Annotated in this window: 15 protein-coding genes; 3 read left to right on the top strand and 12 right to left on the bottom strand. The window is 61.8% G+C overall.

Features of this window, described 5'->3' with window-relative positions; translation table 11 throughout:
• The 7 genes from GSM73_RS03915 to ppc all read right to left on the bottom strand — a co-directional run.
• Nucleotides 1–631, bottom strand: a 631-nt coding sequence (locus tag GSM73_RS03915) for an extensin family protein (protein WP_160891747.1), incomplete at its 3' end; no start/stop codon positions are given.
• Nucleotides 632–647: 16 nt separating this feature from the next.
• Nucleotides 648–1,469: an oxaloacetate decarboxylase gene (locus GSM73_RS03910; RefSeq protein ID WP_160891638.1), complete on the bottom strand. Its 822-nt coding sequence runs from the start codon at nt 1,467–1,469 to the stop codon at nt 648–650.
• 31 nt (nt 1,470–1,500) lie between these two features.
• Entirely contained in the window at nt 1,501–2,361 is an 861-nt protein-coding gene (locus GSM73_RS03905) for a DUF72 domain-containing protein (protein ID WP_160891636.1), read from the bottom strand.
• The gene (locus GSM73_RS03900) at nt 2,361–2,669 is read right to left on the bottom strand and encodes a hypothetical protein (protein WP_047227537.1); all 309 of its coding nucleotides are present in this window, start codon (nt 2,667–2,669) and stop codon (nt 2,361–2,363) included. Before GSM73_RS03900 ends, GSM73_RS03905 begins: the two co-directional genes overlap by 1 nt.
• Nucleotides 2,670–2,930: 261 nt before the next feature.
• On the bottom strand, nt 2,931–3,608 hold the full coding sequence (gene tsaB / locus GSM73_RS03895; protein WP_047227536.1) for a tRNA (adenosine(37)-N6)-threonylcarbamoyltransferase complex dimerization subunit type 1 TsaB: 678 nt from the start codon (nt 3,606–3,608) through the stop codon (nt 2,931–2,933).
• Nucleotides 3,609–3,702: 94 nt separating this feature from the next.
• A complete protein-coding gene (adk, locus tag GSM73_RS03890) occupies nt 3,703–4,353 on the bottom strand; it encodes an adenylate kinase (protein WP_047227535.1) in 651 nt (216 codons plus the stop codon).
• Nucleotides 4,354–4,642: 289 nt separating this feature from the next.
• The gene (gene ppc / locus GSM73_RS03885) at nt 4,643–7,273 is read right to left on the bottom strand and encodes a phosphoenolpyruvate carboxylase (protein WP_047227534.1); all 2,631 of its coding nucleotides are present in this window, start codon (nt 7,271–7,273) and stop codon (nt 4,643–4,645) included.
• Between the two features lie 189 nt (nt 7,274–7,462).
• Here ppc and GSM73_RS03880 point away from each other — a divergent pair, with 189 nt between their 5' ends.
• From GSM73_RS03880 to GSM73_RS03870, 3 genes are all read left to right on the top strand, one after another.
• A complete protein-coding gene (locus GSM73_RS03880) occupies nt 7,463–7,807 on the top strand; it encodes a hypothetical protein (protein ID WP_047227533.1) in 345 nt (114 codons plus the stop codon).
• A gap of 353 nt (nt 7,808–8,160) precedes the next feature.
• Nucleotides 8,161–8,574: a DUF4398 domain-containing protein gene (locus tag GSM73_RS03875; protein ID WP_047227532.1), complete on the top strand. Its 414-nt coding sequence runs from the start codon at nt 8,161–8,163 to the stop codon at nt 8,572–8,574.
• Between the two features lie 51 nt (nt 8,575–8,625).
• Complete coding sequence (locus GSM73_RS03870; RefSeq protein WP_160891745.1) at nt 8,626–9,414, top strand: OmpA family protein; 789 nt, start codon at nt 8,626–8,628, stop codon at nt 9,412–9,414.
• Nucleotides 9,415–9,592: 178 nt separating this feature from the next.
• On the opposite strand, the gene GSM73_RS03865 is transcribed toward GSM73_RS03870, so the two are convergent.
• From GSM73_RS03865 to GSM73_RS03845, 5 genes are all read right to left on the bottom strand, one after another.
• Entirely contained in the window at nt 9,593–9,922 is a 330-nt protein-coding gene (locus tag GSM73_RS03865) for a hypothetical protein (protein WP_047227531.1), read from the bottom strand.
• Nucleotides 9,919–10,824, bottom strand: a complete 906-nt coding sequence (locus GSM73_RS03860; protein ID WP_160891634.1) for an alpha/beta hydrolase — start codon at nt 10,822–10,824, stop codon at nt 9,919–9,921. The genes GSM73_RS03865 and GSM73_RS03860 overlap by 4 nt, the downstream gene beginning before the upstream one ends.
• 148 nt (nt 10,825–10,972) lie before the next feature.
• Nucleotides 10,973–12,250, bottom strand: coding sequence for a flavohemoglobin expression-modulating QEGLA motif protein (locus GSM73_RS03855; RefSeq protein WP_047227529.1), 1,278 nt, complete (start codon nt 12,248–12,250; stop codon nt 10,973–10,975).
• Nucleotides 12,251–12,286: 36 nt separating this feature from the next.
• Nucleotides 12,287–12,841 carry a hypothetical protein gene (locus tag GSM73_RS03850; protein WP_160891632.1) on the bottom strand — a complete coding sequence of 185 codons (555 nt, stop codon included), beginning with the start codon at nt 12,839–12,841 and terminating at the stop codon, nt 12,287–12,289.
• Between the two features lie 154 nt (nt 12,842–12,995).
• The coding region (locus tag GSM73_RS03845; protein ID WP_160891743.1) for a TetR family transcriptional regulator at nt 12,996–13,611 on the bottom strand (616 nt) is incomplete at its 5' end.

Here is a 13,611-nt window from a genome sequence, read left to right as displayed (position 1 = left end):
GACTCAAGACCACATTGAACACGTCACAGGCACCGTCGCGCACCTGGCGCAGGAATTGGGCGTGGGTGTTGTCCTTCGGCCAGTCCTTGAGCACGTTCACGCGACGGCCGTCCGCCAGGCGAAACCCGGCGATATCCAGCGCACTGGCCGTGGCATGCTGGCTGCGCGCCCCGCTCTCCCGACCGTACATATTGCGACAGGCGAAACTGCCCAGATGATCGACCTGCACCACTTCCTGCCCATAGGTCGCCAGCGCCGCCGGCTGCAGCGCGTGACGTTCAAACAAGGCGAACGCCACCGCCAGCGGGCAACTGGCCAGGAAGCTGCTGCTCAACGCCACCTCGCCGCCCTGCACCCTCAGCACATTGCTCAGCGGGCAACTGGCCTGGGGACTGCTGTCGGCCTGGCGGGTGGCCCGCAGCCCCGAGGTCGCGAGCGCCTGGTCGCATAACTGCGGATCGTTGCGCAGGGCCATGAGTTTGTAACGGGTCAGCAGGTTCGGCGGCGCATTGACGTCCAGGGGCGCCCAGGGATTCCATTGTGGCGGCATCGACAGCCAACCGCGCCATACCCCCAGCACTGCGACGCCAACAACCAGCACCAATAGCGTAAAACCTTTCAAAACCCGCACGACAATGCCTCGGGCCTCAACCCTTGAATAGTTGGTTGGCCTGGTTGAAGGGCATCGAACGACGGGTGAAGGTGAACGAGCCCTGTTCGCGGATTTCCTCGGCGGCGCGGAAAAACTCGCCATACGCCGCCAGGGCCAGCGCGGACCCGACACTGATGCGCTTGACGCCCATCTCGCTCAGCTGCGCAACCGTCAGGTCCAGCGCCCCGGACATCAACACATTCACCGGTTTCGGCGCCACCGCCCGGACCACCGCCAGCACCTGCTCGGCCGAGCTCAAGCCTGGGGCATACAGCACGTCGGCACCGGCATCGGCGAACGCCTTCAGGCGGGCAATGGTGTCATCCAGGTCGGGCTTGCCATGCAGAAAATTCTCCGCCCGGGCGGTCAGCACAAAGGGATACGGCAGACTGCGCACCGCGTCAGCCGCAGCTTTAACCCGCGCCACGGCATGCTCGAAGCCATAGATCGGGCTGTCTTCGCGCCCTGTGGCATCTTCGATCGAGCCACCCACCGCGCCGGCCTGCGCCGCGCGGATCAGGCTGCTGGCGCACGCCTCGGGGGCATCGGCGAAGCCGTTCTCCAGATCGACCGCCACTGGCAGGTCAGTGGCCGCCACAATCGCCCGGACATTGGCCAGGGTGTCATCCAGCCCCGCCGCACCATCGGGCCGTCCCAGGGAAAAAGCGTAACCGGCACTGGTGGTGGCCAGGGCCTCGAAGCCGAGACTGGCAAGCATCTTTGCCGAACCGGCGTCCCACGGGTTGGGAATGACGAACGCGCCTTCGCGTTCATGCAAGGCTTTGAAGGCCTGGGCTCGACGGGTTTGCGCATCCATGGAAATCACTCCTGGGCAGAGAAATTTTGCCTCAGAGCAAACCCAGTTGCTCGGCGGCGGGCTCTCTGTATAGCTCAGGCAGGGCCGGCAAGCCAGGCAAACGGCTCATCAATCGGCGATGAAAGTGTTGCGCGAGTTTGGCCGCCAGCACGTTGTCGGCGGTGTGCAGAAAGATATAAGGCGTGCGCCCCTCTTCGATCCACCCGGCGATTTTTTCCACCCAGGGGGTCAGGAACGGTTCGTTGGCCTCCAGCACTGGATGGCCGATGAAACGCACCTGCGGGCAGTCGGTGAACGCGGTCGGCCGGGGCGGTACGCGCGGTTTCTTCGATTGAGCATGGAGCACGGCAGGATCGGTCGAGGTGCAACTGAACAATGCCCGGGGATCCAGACAGATGCGTTCTACCCCGCGATCAAGGAGCAGGCGGTTGAGCTGTCGTTCTGCATCGCCCTTGGCAAAGAAGTCACCGTGACGGACCTCCACGGCCAAGGGTCGCTCAAAGGCATCGATGAAGCCCGCCAGCTCCGGCAAGCGATTCGGGGTAAAGGCCTTGGATAGCTGCAACCAGAACGGTGAAACCCGTTCGCCCAGGGGGCTGAGCAATTGCACGAAGGTTTCGATGGCCGTCAGGTGCTCACGCAAATCGCCATTGTGGCTGATGTCACCGGGCAACTTGGCGGTGAAGCGAAACTGCTCGGGCATGGTCTGCGCCCAGCGCTGAACGATGGCCGCAGAGGGGCTGGCGTAGAAGGTCGTATTGCCTTCCACGGCATTGAACACTTGAGAATAGAGTTTCAGGAAATCGGAGCTTTTGGCGTCTTGCGGATAAAGATAATCGCGCCAGGCGTTTTCGCTCCAGGACGGGCAGCCCAGGTAGTAAGGCAACCCCATCAGATGTAGAGGTCGAGTCCCAGCACTTCCATATCCCAGTCAACGAAACCGGCAGTGCTCAGGTAGCTGGCCAGGGCCGCGGATACACTGCGGCTCATGGCGCGGTGATACAGCATGTCTTGCTGACGGGCCGGAAGATTGCTCAGGCGTTGCGCCGAGGCTTTGGCAGCGCGAGCGGCCAACTGCTCTTCGGACGGAAATTCCAGTTCGCCATCGATGTCATCGAAGGACTCATCCGCAGCAACTTTGCCTGCACGAGGCCTGCGTTTGATGGGGTAGGACTGGGATGAAACGCCGTCTATACGCATAACAGAATGCTCGGTATCAATGATGGCAATTTAGCGGCACTTTCACAGCCGCGCAAATGCGCAAGTGATAACTAGAGCACATAAAGTCAAAAAGGTTTAAAACCGGCTCGAAAAAATGACGACTGGTAATATTGGGCGTGACTTTTGGGGGAGCAAATGACTTTGTAGGAGCAAGGCTTGCCCGCGATGAAGATGACGCGGTCCGCCGGAGAACCGGGGCCCCCGTATCGCGAGCAAGCTTTGCTCTCACAACGCCTGGGTCTACCGTTCGGATTTGGGTGTTGCAACCTTGTCCCGTAAGTACACCGGTTGTGCATCGTCGGCCGGAATGGCTTCGCCGCGCTCCCAGGCGAAGCGGGCCAGGGTCAGCAGGTCTTCGGCATGGGGCAGCATCGAGGCGTCCTGGCCGCTGAGGGGGACGGCAATCCGCTCGCCGTAGCCCCAACCGGTACCGGCGCCGAACCAGTCGCCGCTGGCGTTGGCAGGCAACGCCGCCGCTTCGGGGGGGAGCACCGCTTCGGCGCCCACCAGGCGCATCTCACCCTCGGACTCGCGGTAGCAGCCCCAATACACCTCATCCATGCGCGCATCGATGGCAGCCGCGACTTGGCTGACGCCCTGTTCACGCAAGGCGCGCTGGGCGAGTACCGCCAGGTTGGACACCGGCAACACCGGCCGCTCCAGGGCAAACGCCAGGCCCTGCACCACGCCGACGGCAATGCGCACGCCAGTGAACGCTCCCGGCCCACGACCAAAGGCAATCGCATCCACCGCCTGCAAGGTGGTCCCTGCATCGCTGAGCAATTGCTGGATCATCGGCAGCAGCTTCTGGGCGTGCAAGCGCGGGATCACCTCGTAATGGCTCGTGACCTTGCCGTCGTGCAGCAAGGCAACGGAGCAAGCTTCAGTCGCGGTATCCAGGGCCAGCAAGGTGCTCATCGGTGTGTCCGTAAATCAGATGGGGAAAAGTGCGCCAGTATAAACAACTACGGCCCGCAAGCGGGCCGTTGTTATTTGCTGCACAGCAGACTTTTCAGCTCAGTGCTTCAAGCACCTTGCCGGTGATCGCTTCAACCGAACCAACGCCCGCGATGTAGCTGTACTTGGGCTTGCCCTGGGTCTTGGCGGACAGCTTCTGGTAGAACTCCACCAGCGGCTTGGTCTGGGAATGGTAGACCGACAGGCGATGGCGCACGGTTTCTTCGGTGTCGTCCTTGCGCTGCACCAGTGCTTCACCGGTGATGTCGTCCTTGCCGGCGAGTTTCGGCGGGTTATAGACGGTGTGGTAGACACGGCCGGACGGCTCATGGACACGACGACCGGCAATGCGTTGAACGATCTCCTCGTCGTCGACGGCGATTTCGACAACGTGATCCAGCTCCACGCCAGCCGTAACCAAGGCTTCGGCCTGCGGAATGGTGCGCGGGAAACCGTCGAACAGGAAGCCGTTGGCGCAATCGGCTTGAGCGATGCGATCCTGGACCAGCGCGATGATCAGGTCATCCGACACCAGGCCGCCGGCATCCATGATGCTCTTGGCCTTGACGCCCAGCTCGGTGCCGGCCTTGACCGCGGCACGCAGCATGTCGCCAGTGGAGATTTGCGGGATACCGAATTTTTCGGTGATGAACTTTGCCTGAGTACCTTTACCGGCCCCGGGAGCTCCCAGCAGAATGACGCGCATCGATGTGCTCCTCAATTTTTTATGTAAACGCTCGGATTCGCCTCGTGGGGCCAATCTCGGAAAACAGGATCGTGACCGCCCAAACGGCCAAAGGCTGATCAAGATACACAGCAGGCCCGACCCACACAAGCCGCCGAAAGTCGAAGGAACCCGCGCCTGACGCGACCTTGGGAGGAGGTGGCGATCGTCGCAACCGGACAACAAACTGTCGCCCGACCGACCTCCTCCCTGCCCACCCGGCCTCCGCCCGGGGGATACCGGGCGGGCCGTTTCGGTACGCCGCTTAACCTTAGCCGGTGTTACGCAAACCGGCGGCAATCCCCGCCACAGACACCAGAAGCGCCTGTTCCACGGGGCTGCCCTGGGCAACGTCCTGCTGCCGCGAACGGGCAAGCAGTTCAGCCTGCAACAGGTGCAACGGGTCGAGGTAGGTGTTGCGCAGGCGAATGAATTCCAGGGTGTCAGGGCTATGTGCCAGTAGCTGCGACTGACCGGTCAACCCCAGGACCACCGCGCACGCCTGCGACAATAGGTCGCGTAAATGCTCGCCCAACGGTAGCAACCCAGGTTCGACCAAACGCTCATCGTAGGAGCGCGCGATGTCCGCGTCGGCCTTGGCCAGCACCATCTCCAGCATGTCGATGCGGGTGCGGAAAAACGGCCATTGCTCGCGCATCTGCCCCAGCAACTCGCCCTCGCCGCGCTCCAGCGCCTTGCCCAGGGCGGTCTCCCAACCGAGCCAGGCCGGCAGCATCAGGCGCGTCTGGGTCCAGCCGAAGATCCACGGGATCGCCCGCAGGCTTTCGATGCCTCCGGCCCGGCGCTTGGCCGGCCGGCTGCCCAGCGGCAGACGGCCCAGTTCCTGCTCCGGTGTGGACTGGCGGAAATACTCGACGAATTGCGGATTTTCCCGCACCACGGCGCGGTAAGCCTTGACCCCGTCGGCCGCCAGTTCATCCATCAGATGACGCCACTGAGGAGTGGGCGGAGGCGGTGGCAGCAGCGTCGCTTCCAGCACGGCGGCGAGGTACAGATTGAGATTCTGTTCGGCGATGTCCGGCAGGCCAAATTTGAAACGAATCATTTCACCCTGCTCAGTGGTACGGAACCGCCCGGCCACCGAACCCGGCGGTTGCGACAGAATCGCCGCGTGAGCCGGACCGCCGCCACGCCCCACAGTGCCTCCGCGGCCATGGAACAACAGCAGTTCGACTTGCTGTTCGCGACAAATGTCCACCAGCCGTTCCTGGGCTCGATACTGTGCCCAGGCCGCCGCTGTCGTGCCGGCATCCTTGGCCGAATCGGAATAGCCGATCATCACCTCCTGAGGCCCTTGCAGCCGCGAGCGATAGCCCGGCAGCAGCAACAATTGCTCGATCACCGGCCCGGCGTTGTCCAGGTCGGCCAGGGTCTCGAACAGCGGCACCACCCGCATGGGTCGCAACACGCCGGCCTCTTTCAACAAGAGCTGCACCGCGAGCACATCGGAAGCGGCGCCCGCCATCGAGATCACGTACGAGCCCAGGGACGCCGCCGGCGCCGCCGCCACTTCCCGGCACGTGGCCAGGACTTCCGCCGTATCGGCCGACGGTTTGAAATGAGCGGGCAAAAGCGGACGCCGGTTGTTCAGCTCCTCCAGCAGAAAGCTGATGCGCTGCTCCTCGCTCCAGTCCTCATAGCGGCCCAGGCCCAGGTAGTCAGTGATTTCAGTCATGGCTGCGCTGTGGCGCGTGGAGTCCTGGCGCACATCGAGGCGCACCAGGAACAACCCGAACGTCACCGCCCGGCGCAAGCAGTCGAGCAGCGGCCCGTCGGCGATCACGCCCATGCCGCACTCGTGCAGGGACTGGTAGCAAAGCTCCAGCGGGTCCAGCAGTTCGCGGTTGTTCTGCAACACATCGGCAGAGGCTGGGGTAGTGACTTTCAGGGACGCGTGCGCCCAATTGCGCGTGGCGCGCAGGCGTTCACGCAATTGCTTGAGCACGGCACGGTAGGGTTCAGCGCTATCACCGGCCTGGGCGCGCAAAGCCTCGCTGGCTTTTTGCATGGACAGCTCAGCCGCCAGGTGGTCAACGTCGCGCAGGTACAGATCCGCCGCCATCCACCGCGCCAGCAACAGCACTTCGCGGGTTACCGCAGCGGTGACATTGGGGTTGCCATCCCGGTCGCCGCCCATCCACGAGGCAAAGCGGATCGGTGCAGCCTCCAGCGGCAGGCGCAAGCCGGTGGCGGCATGCAGGGCCTGATCGGCCTTGCGCAGGTAATTGGGAATGGCTTGCCACAGCGAATGTTCGATCACCGCAAAGCCCCACTTGGCCTCGTCCACCGGGGTCGGCCGGGTGCGGCGTATTTCTTCGGTGTGCCAGGCTTCGGCGATCAGCCGTTGCAGACGCTCGTGGATTTGCGCACGTTCGGCGCTGGTGAGATCGCGGTGGTCCTGGGCCGCCAGTTGCGCGGCGATGGCATCGTATTTCTGGATCAGCGTGCGCCGGGCCACTTCCGTGGGGTGGGCGGTGAGCACCAGCTCGATTTCCAGCCGTCCCAATTGCCGCGCCAGGGACTCGGCGCCATGGCCCTCGGCCCGCAATCGAGCAAGCAGTTCGGGCAACACCCGCGCCTCGAACGGTGCCGGTTTGGACTCTTCGCGTCGGTGGATAAGTTGATACTGCTCGGCGATGTTGGCCAGGTTGAGGAACTGATTGAACGCCCGCGCCACCGGCAGCAGTTCGTCCTCGCCCAACTGATTGAGGCTGGCGCTCAGTTCGGCGTCCATGGAGCCGCGTCGATCGGCCTTGGCACCCTTGCGGATCTGCTCGATCTTGTCGAGAAACCTGTCCCCGTACTGTTCGCGGATGGTGTTGCCCAGCAGCTCGCCGAGCAGGTGAACATCCTCGCGCAAGCGTGCATCGATATCGGTCATCAGCAGTTCTCCAGCAAAAGGTCCGGACAGCTCTTGGGTTAGACGTTTTACAGAGAGTGCCGACGCAAGACGTTTATGACAAGCGACGAGGGGACATTAAACCTTGTCGGACAAAGCTAGTCTTAACAGTAAGCCACACAACGGCTTGTCACTCTGCGCGCCTGCCATCCGCGGGCTATTGAGGCCATCATGAAAATCCGTGAGCTCGCCCAACACTGGGAAGAAAACGCCAAGGGTTGCCTGACCCAGACCGGCTACACTATTCACCTGGACGTGGAGGCCGCCGCACGACTGGCGGCGATCTGCGAGATGTACCCCAAGCGCCAACCCGAGGAACTTCTCGGCGAATTGATCGGGGCGGCGCTGGAAGAACTGGAAGCCAGCTTCCCTTACATCAAGGGCTCGCAAGTGGTGGCCACCGATGAAGAGGGTGACCCGCTCTACGAAGACGTCGGCCCGACCCCGCGTTTTCTCGCTCTGTCGCGGCGTCATCTGCATCAACTCTCCTCGCAGAACGACAAGTCCAAGCACTAATTTTCTTTAGGAGCGGGGCTGCGATCTTTCCCAGACGACAGATCAAAAGATCGTCCGAACGCAGCCCCAGCCTTCGCCAGTTCCTACATGCGCTCCCCACAAAAACGCACGCCTCCTACGCCGGGAATACCGCTACGCGCCTTGAAAGTTCAGCTTTTCTGGCGCTGACCAATCAGTCAGCAAAACTTTTGGCGATTGGCCATCCTCGCTGAACTTTTGAAAAACGCCTCAGGTCACACCGAGTAACCATACTGGAACGGTCGTTTAAATAAACGCGCCCCGGCGCCAGCGCCGAAACAGACGTCCCGGCTTCGGTCCCAGCATGGATCTGTAGTTTTTTCAGGAGTTTTCCAATGGAGTTGAAGCCTATGAATACCTGCACTGCCAAACCCTCATCCACTGGCCTGCGCGGCCTGAAGTTGGCTGCCCTGGCTATCGGTAGCAGCTTCATCCTCGCCGGTTGCGCCGGCAACCCGCCCTCGGAGCAGTACGCGGTGACCCAATCGGCGGTCAACAGCGCCGTCAGCGCCGGCGGTACCGAATTCGCCGCCGTGGAAATGAAGTCGGCCCAGGACAAGCTCAAGCAGGCCGAGATCGCGATGCACGACAAGAACTACGAAGAAGCCAAGCGTCTGGCCGAACAGGCCGAGTGGGACGCCCGCGTCGCTGAGCGCAAGGCCCAGGCCGCCAAGGCCGAACAGGCTCTCAAGGACTCCCAGAAAGGGGTTCAGGAACTGCGTCAGGAAGGCATGAACAAGCTTCAGTAAGCCGTTCACGCCGCGACGTACTTCTCATTGATAAAAGGACGACAGACTATGATGCACAAACATTTGATGATCCCCGCCCTGCTGGCCGCCTGCGTCTCGCTGGCCGCGTGTTCCACAGATCCGAACGCTAATCTGGAACAGGCCCGTACCAACTACAACGGTCTGCAGGCTGACCCGGCGGCGACCAAGGTTGCAGCTCTGGAAACCAAGGACGCCGCCGACTTCCTGGCCAAAGCCGACAAGGCTTACATGGACAAGGAAGATGAAGCCAAGGTCGACCAGTTGGCCTATCTGACCAACCAGCGCGTGGAGGTGGCCAAGCAGACCATCGCCCTGCGCACCGCTGAAGCCGAGCTGAAAAACGCCGGTGATGAACGCGCCCGCGCACTGCTCGAGGCCCGTAACGCGCAGATCAAGCAACTGCAAGACAGCCTCAACGCCAAGCAAACCGAACGCGGCACGCTGGTGACCTTCGGTGACGTGCTGTTCGCCACCAACAAGTCCGAGCTGCGCTCCAGCGGCCTGGTCAACGTGAATAAACTGGCCCAGTTCCTCCAGGAAAACCCCGACCGTAAGGTGATCATCGAAGGCTACACCGACAGCACCGGTTCGGACTCCTACAACCAGTCGCTGTCCGAGCGCCGCGCCGCTTCCGTACAACGCGAGCTGGTAAAAATGGGCGTAAACCAATCCCGCATCGTGACCCAAGGTTACGGCAAGGAATTCCCGGTGGCGGACAACACCAGCGTCTCGGGCCGTGCCATGAACCGTCGGGTCGAGGTGACCATCTCCAACGACAACCAGCCAGTCGCCCCGCGCTCGACCATGAGCGCCAACTGATCGGCTGACTGCAAGCAAAAGCCCCGCCTGACGTGATCAGGCGGGGCTTTTTCATGGCCAACACATTTCCCTTGTGGGAGCGAGCCTGCTCGCGATAGCGGTGGGTCAGTCAATGCAGTTGCGACTGGTCCACCGCTATCGCGAGCAGGCTCGCTCCCACAGGGGAATTATGGCTGGGTTATGGCTCGAGCTTCTGCGGCGTCTCCTGCCCCATGCAGCGCACCGCACGCTTCTTCTCATTGATCAGCACGCCGGTCAGGCCTTTCTGTTCGGTGTCGAACAGCACCAGTACGCCATCGATGCACTGGGCAACTTGCGGAGCCGGCTCCAGGGCGACTTTGTAGTCTTCGCCCGGCACGGTCTTGAGCATGGTGAACTCGTTGAGCAGCAACGCATCCTCGGGCTTGGCGAAGTGCAGGTAGCCGTAGTACCAGAGCACCGCGACGGTGCCGAGGATGCTGCAGATACCGGTGATGATCAGGGGGATGGCGTTACGTTCTTCGCTCATTGCGGGCTCTCTGAAGATTCAACGGATGATTTCGGATAATTCGGGATCTCGCCCAGGCGACGCAGGCCGTCGAAGTGCCAGGGGTCGTCGAGATAGCGCAGCATCACCGTTCGCCAGACCGGGTCGGCGAATGTCTGCACATGCCCACCGCGAGTCAGTTGCAGGACCCGGGGCGGCGGCGCAGCTTGATACAGACGGATGCCGTTGGAAAGAGGCACGATCGGGTCATCGAGGCTGTGGTAGATCAATTTCGGTACGCCCTTCAATTGCGCCACCGAACCGATTGCACTGTCACCGTCGGGCACCAGCCAGGACAGCGGCACCTGCAATGCCCAGGTCAGCCATGAAGTACTCAGGGCGAAACGCCCTACGTCGCGATAACTGGCGGGCACGCCATCGAGCACCAGGGCCTTGAGTTGCGGCTGACGCTCGGGATGATCGGCCAGGTAATGCACCGCCAGCGCGCCGCCCAGGCTCTGGCCGAGCAGCACCAGAGGCTTGCCTTGAACCTGTGGCGCCTGGTCGAGCCATTTGAACGCCGCGTCGATGTCCTGATAGATCGCCGGCAGGCTCGGCTCGCCTTCGGACCGGCCGTAACCGCGGTAATCCACCATCAATACCTGGTAACCCTGCTCGGGCAACCACCAGCTCCCCCCCAGATGCCAGGCCAGGTTGCCACCGTTGCCGTGCAAGTGCAGTACCGTGCCCTTGACCTCCACCCCTTGTTTGACCGGCAGCCACCAGCCGTGGAGCCTGATACCGTCGGCGGTGGTCAGGGTGACGTCGCGGTAGTCGAGCTTGGCCCGTTCCGGGGTAAAAGGCAGGCCGCGTTCGGGGTAGAACAGCAGGGAACTGCAACCGCTCAGGGTCAGCAGCAGGCATAAGATGCCGAGGGTTCGCATCCGGTGAAACCTCGCAAAAAATAAATGAAACACCGTCCCCTGTGGGAGCGAGCCTGCTCGCGATTGCGGTAGAACGGTCAACATCAATGTTGACTGGAACATCGCAATCGCGAGCAGGCTCGCTCCCACATTTTCAACCACATTGTATTCAGAGGATATTGGAATAATCCGCTTCGATCCGGTCCAGGCTCAGGTGGTTGAGGAAGTTGGAGAAACACATCCAGGCCGACAGCGCGTTCATGTCGCGGAACTGTTCCGGCAGGTATTTGGGCGGCACGACCAGGCCTTCGTCCACGAGTTGGCGCATCGTGCGCATGTCTTCAAGGGTGGTTTTACCGCAGAACAACAGCGGCACCTGCTCCAGCTTGCCTTTGCGTACGGCCAGCTGAATGTAGTTGTAAACCATGATGAAGCCCTTGAGGTAGGACAAGTCTTTGGTGAATGGCAGACCCGTCGGCACCGAACCACGGAAAACCCGGCTGGCGTTGCCGTAGCTTTCGCCCATCTCAAAGCCCTGCTCACGGAAGAACTCGTATATCTGCAGAAAGTCCGCCCCCTCCTCCACCATGTGAATGGCCCGGGTGCGATTGGTCAGCTTGCGCAGGCGACTTGGGTAAGAGGCGAAGGTGATGATCTCCATCAGAATCGCCAGGCCTTCCTGGGTCACCGTGGACGAGGGTGGCCCCTTGGACAGGAAGGTGCAGATCGGCTGATTCAGGCCATTGAGGGTGGTGCCGACGTGCACCAGACCTTCATGGACTTCCAGGGCCCGAACGTCACGGTCGTTGAACATCGCATCGGTGCGAATCTTGATGTAATCGGCGCCAGCCGCCGCATCGGCCACGATCCCGTCGGACTCGAACACCCGGATGGTTTCCTCGGCCTCACCAAAAACCCGGTTGAGCCGATGCTGCAGCAGGCTGACAGCGTCCTGGGCGGTCAGAATCTTCGGCTCGTCCTTCAGGTCGCCACGGCCATCAATGTTGTTCAGGTAATCGGACAGCATCAAGCCCAGGTCAGCCAGGGTCGGGTCGCCGGCGTGGAACGCATCGGAGGCGGCGCCATACAACTCCTGGGAGATCAGCCCGAAATCCTCGGTGCCGCGTGCTTCGAGCATGCGCACCACCATGCGGTATTCCTTGCACATGCGACGCATGATCTGGCCGACCGGGTTGAACTGCCCGAGTTGACGGGTGATGTCGCGTTCGATGTTCTGGAATTCCAGCTTCACTTTGCTGGAATCGAACGACAGGGGCCGGTTGAGGTAATAGTCGCGGTCCACGGCGGGCATTTCCTTGCCCTTGGCCTTGAGGAAACCCTTGCGGATGCTTTCGTCCCACTTTACTGCGTCGAGAATGCGAATCGGCGTTTGCGCCAGCACAATGCGATCGGACAAGGTGCGTATCGTCTGCTGGTAATCGTCCACCCGGAACTCCTGTGAAAAAACGTCCGCTTGTTGCAATTATTGGGATTTGACCAGCCGCTGGTAGCGCACGGCCTCCGAGAACACATCGGAGTTGGCCGGGTCGTCGAGGTAACGGAAAACCGTCCCCATGTCGCTGTCCACCAGCACGCCGTCACCTTCTTCGCTCTGGTTCGGCTGGCCACTGAGGATCTTCTGGCTGATGGCCTGGTTGATCTGATCCATATCCAGGTTGTAGATCACCAGTTCCTGCTTGTCGGTCAGTTCAAAACCGGCGATCACGAAATGCCCTCCATAGCGGGCCGGCACCTTGGCCGACAGATACCAACGGCTGCCGTGACGGGAGACGGTCACCGGGATGGCTTCGCGCTCCAGCGGCCTGGCCCTGAAGTAGGTGACGGCTTGATACCGGCGCGGCCCCACTTCATCCAACTCCAGGTTGAGCGGCTCGCCCCAGGCGTTGGTACTGGTCCAGTGGCCGACCAGCCCTTGGGGCGCGGCTTCGCTGTCGGGCAGCGGCGCCTTGAAGGACACCAGGCAGCCACTGAGCAGCAGCAACGACACGGCCATTACAACGGCACGCCAGGCTTTCATTTGAACTCCCTATGGCATACGACGCCTAGTCTTTGTGAGGAGCCTTTGTGGCGAGGGAGCTTGCTCCCGCTTGAGTGCGCAGCGCTCACAAAAGGGGCCGCTACGCAGCCCAGCGGGAGCAAGCTCCCTCGCCACATGTGGTGCTCCTGAAAAACTAAACCGACGCCAATACCAGATGCATGTAGCGGGTCAGGATGCCGAGCATTTCTTCTGCCGCTACCGGCTCGGCGCCATTGAGCAAGCCTTGATATTCCATCCGTCCGATAATCGCCGTCAACACTTTGGCATCCTGCTGGGGTTCACGCGAGCCCAAAACCTGGAAAAACTGACAAGTGCCGTGCAACAGGATCTGCTGGTGAGAGCGCACCAGCTCCGCCAGCCGCGGGTTGAGCAGCGCTTCCTGACGAAAAGCCTGTTCCGCCATCAGGTATTCGCGCCGGCTGTGCAATTGATGCTGCACGTAGTCGGCAGTCATCCGGGCGATGTCGTCCGCCAGCTGCGAGCGGGATTCGGCGCTGCCGTCTCCGTAGGCAACCATCTCCCGCAGCAGGCCTTCATTGTTGGTCCACAACTTGGCCATGAACGCCGCGCTGCGCTCCACGTACTGGGCGAAGGTATCGGTCAACAGGTCATCGATGTCCTTGAAATAATAAGTCGTGGCCGACAGCGGCACACCCGCCTCGGCGGCCACGGCGCGGTGGCGCACCGCCCGCACACCATCGCGCACCACAATGCGCATGGCCGCATCGAGAATCTCCTGGCGACGCTGT

The organism is Pseudomonas sp. PICF6 (genome assembly GCF_009831705.1).
In the GTDB taxonomy this organism is placed as follows: Bacteria; Pseudomonadota; Gammaproteobacteria; order Pseudomonadales; family Pseudomonadaceae; genus Aquipseudomonas; species Aquipseudomonas rhizophila.
This window is presented reverse-complemented; position numbering and strand designations above follow the sequence as displayed.

Excerpts from the sequence above, each read along its gene's own strand:
- GSM73_RS03910 (WP_160891638.1), bottom strand. The coding sequence starts at position 1,469 with ATGGATGCGCAAACCCGTCGAGCCCAGGCCTTCAAAGCCTTGCATGAA.
- GSM73_RS03905 (WP_160891636.1), bottom strand. The coding sequence starts at position 2,361 with ATGGGGTTGCCTTACTACCTGGGCTGCCCGTCCTGGAGCGAAAACGCC.
- GSM73_RS03900 (WP_047227537.1), bottom strand. The coding sequence starts at position 2,669 with ATGCGTATAGACGGCGTTTCATCCCAGTCCTACCCCATCAAACGCAGG.
- tsaB (WP_047227536.1), bottom strand. The coding sequence starts at position 3,608 with ATGAGCACCTTGCTGGCCCTGGATACCGCGACTGAAGCTTGCTCCGTT.
- adk (WP_047227535.1), bottom strand. The coding sequence starts at position 4,353 with ATGCGCGTCATTCTGCTGGGAGCTCCCGGGGCCGGTAAAGGTACTCAG.
- ppc (WP_047227534.1), bottom strand. The coding sequence starts at position 7,273 with ATGACCGATATCGATGCACGCTTGCGCGAGGATGTTCACCTGCTCGGC.
- GSM73_RS03880 (WP_047227533.1), top strand. The coding sequence starts at position 7,463 with ATGAAAATCCGTGAGCTCGCCCAACACTGGGAAGAAAACGCCAAGGGT.
- GSM73_RS03875 (WP_047227532.1), top strand. The coding sequence starts at position 8,161 with ATGGAGTTGAAGCCTATGAATACCTGCACTGCCAAACCCTCATCCACT.
- GSM73_RS03870 (WP_160891745.1), top strand. The coding sequence starts at position 8,626 with ATGCACAAACATTTGATGATCCCCGCCCTGCTGGCCGCCTGCGTCTCG.
- GSM73_RS03865 (WP_047227531.1), bottom strand. The coding sequence starts at position 9,922 with ATGAGCGAAGAACGTAACGCCATCCCCCTGATCATCACCGGTATCTGC.
- GSM73_RS03860 (WP_160891634.1), bottom strand. The coding sequence starts at position 10,824 with ATGCGAACCCTCGGCATCTTATGCCTGCTGCTGACCCTGAGCGGTTGC.
- GSM73_RS03850 (WP_160891632.1), bottom strand. The coding sequence starts at position 12,841 with ATGAAAGCCTGGCGTGCCGTTGTAATGGCCGTGTCGTTGCTGCTGCTC.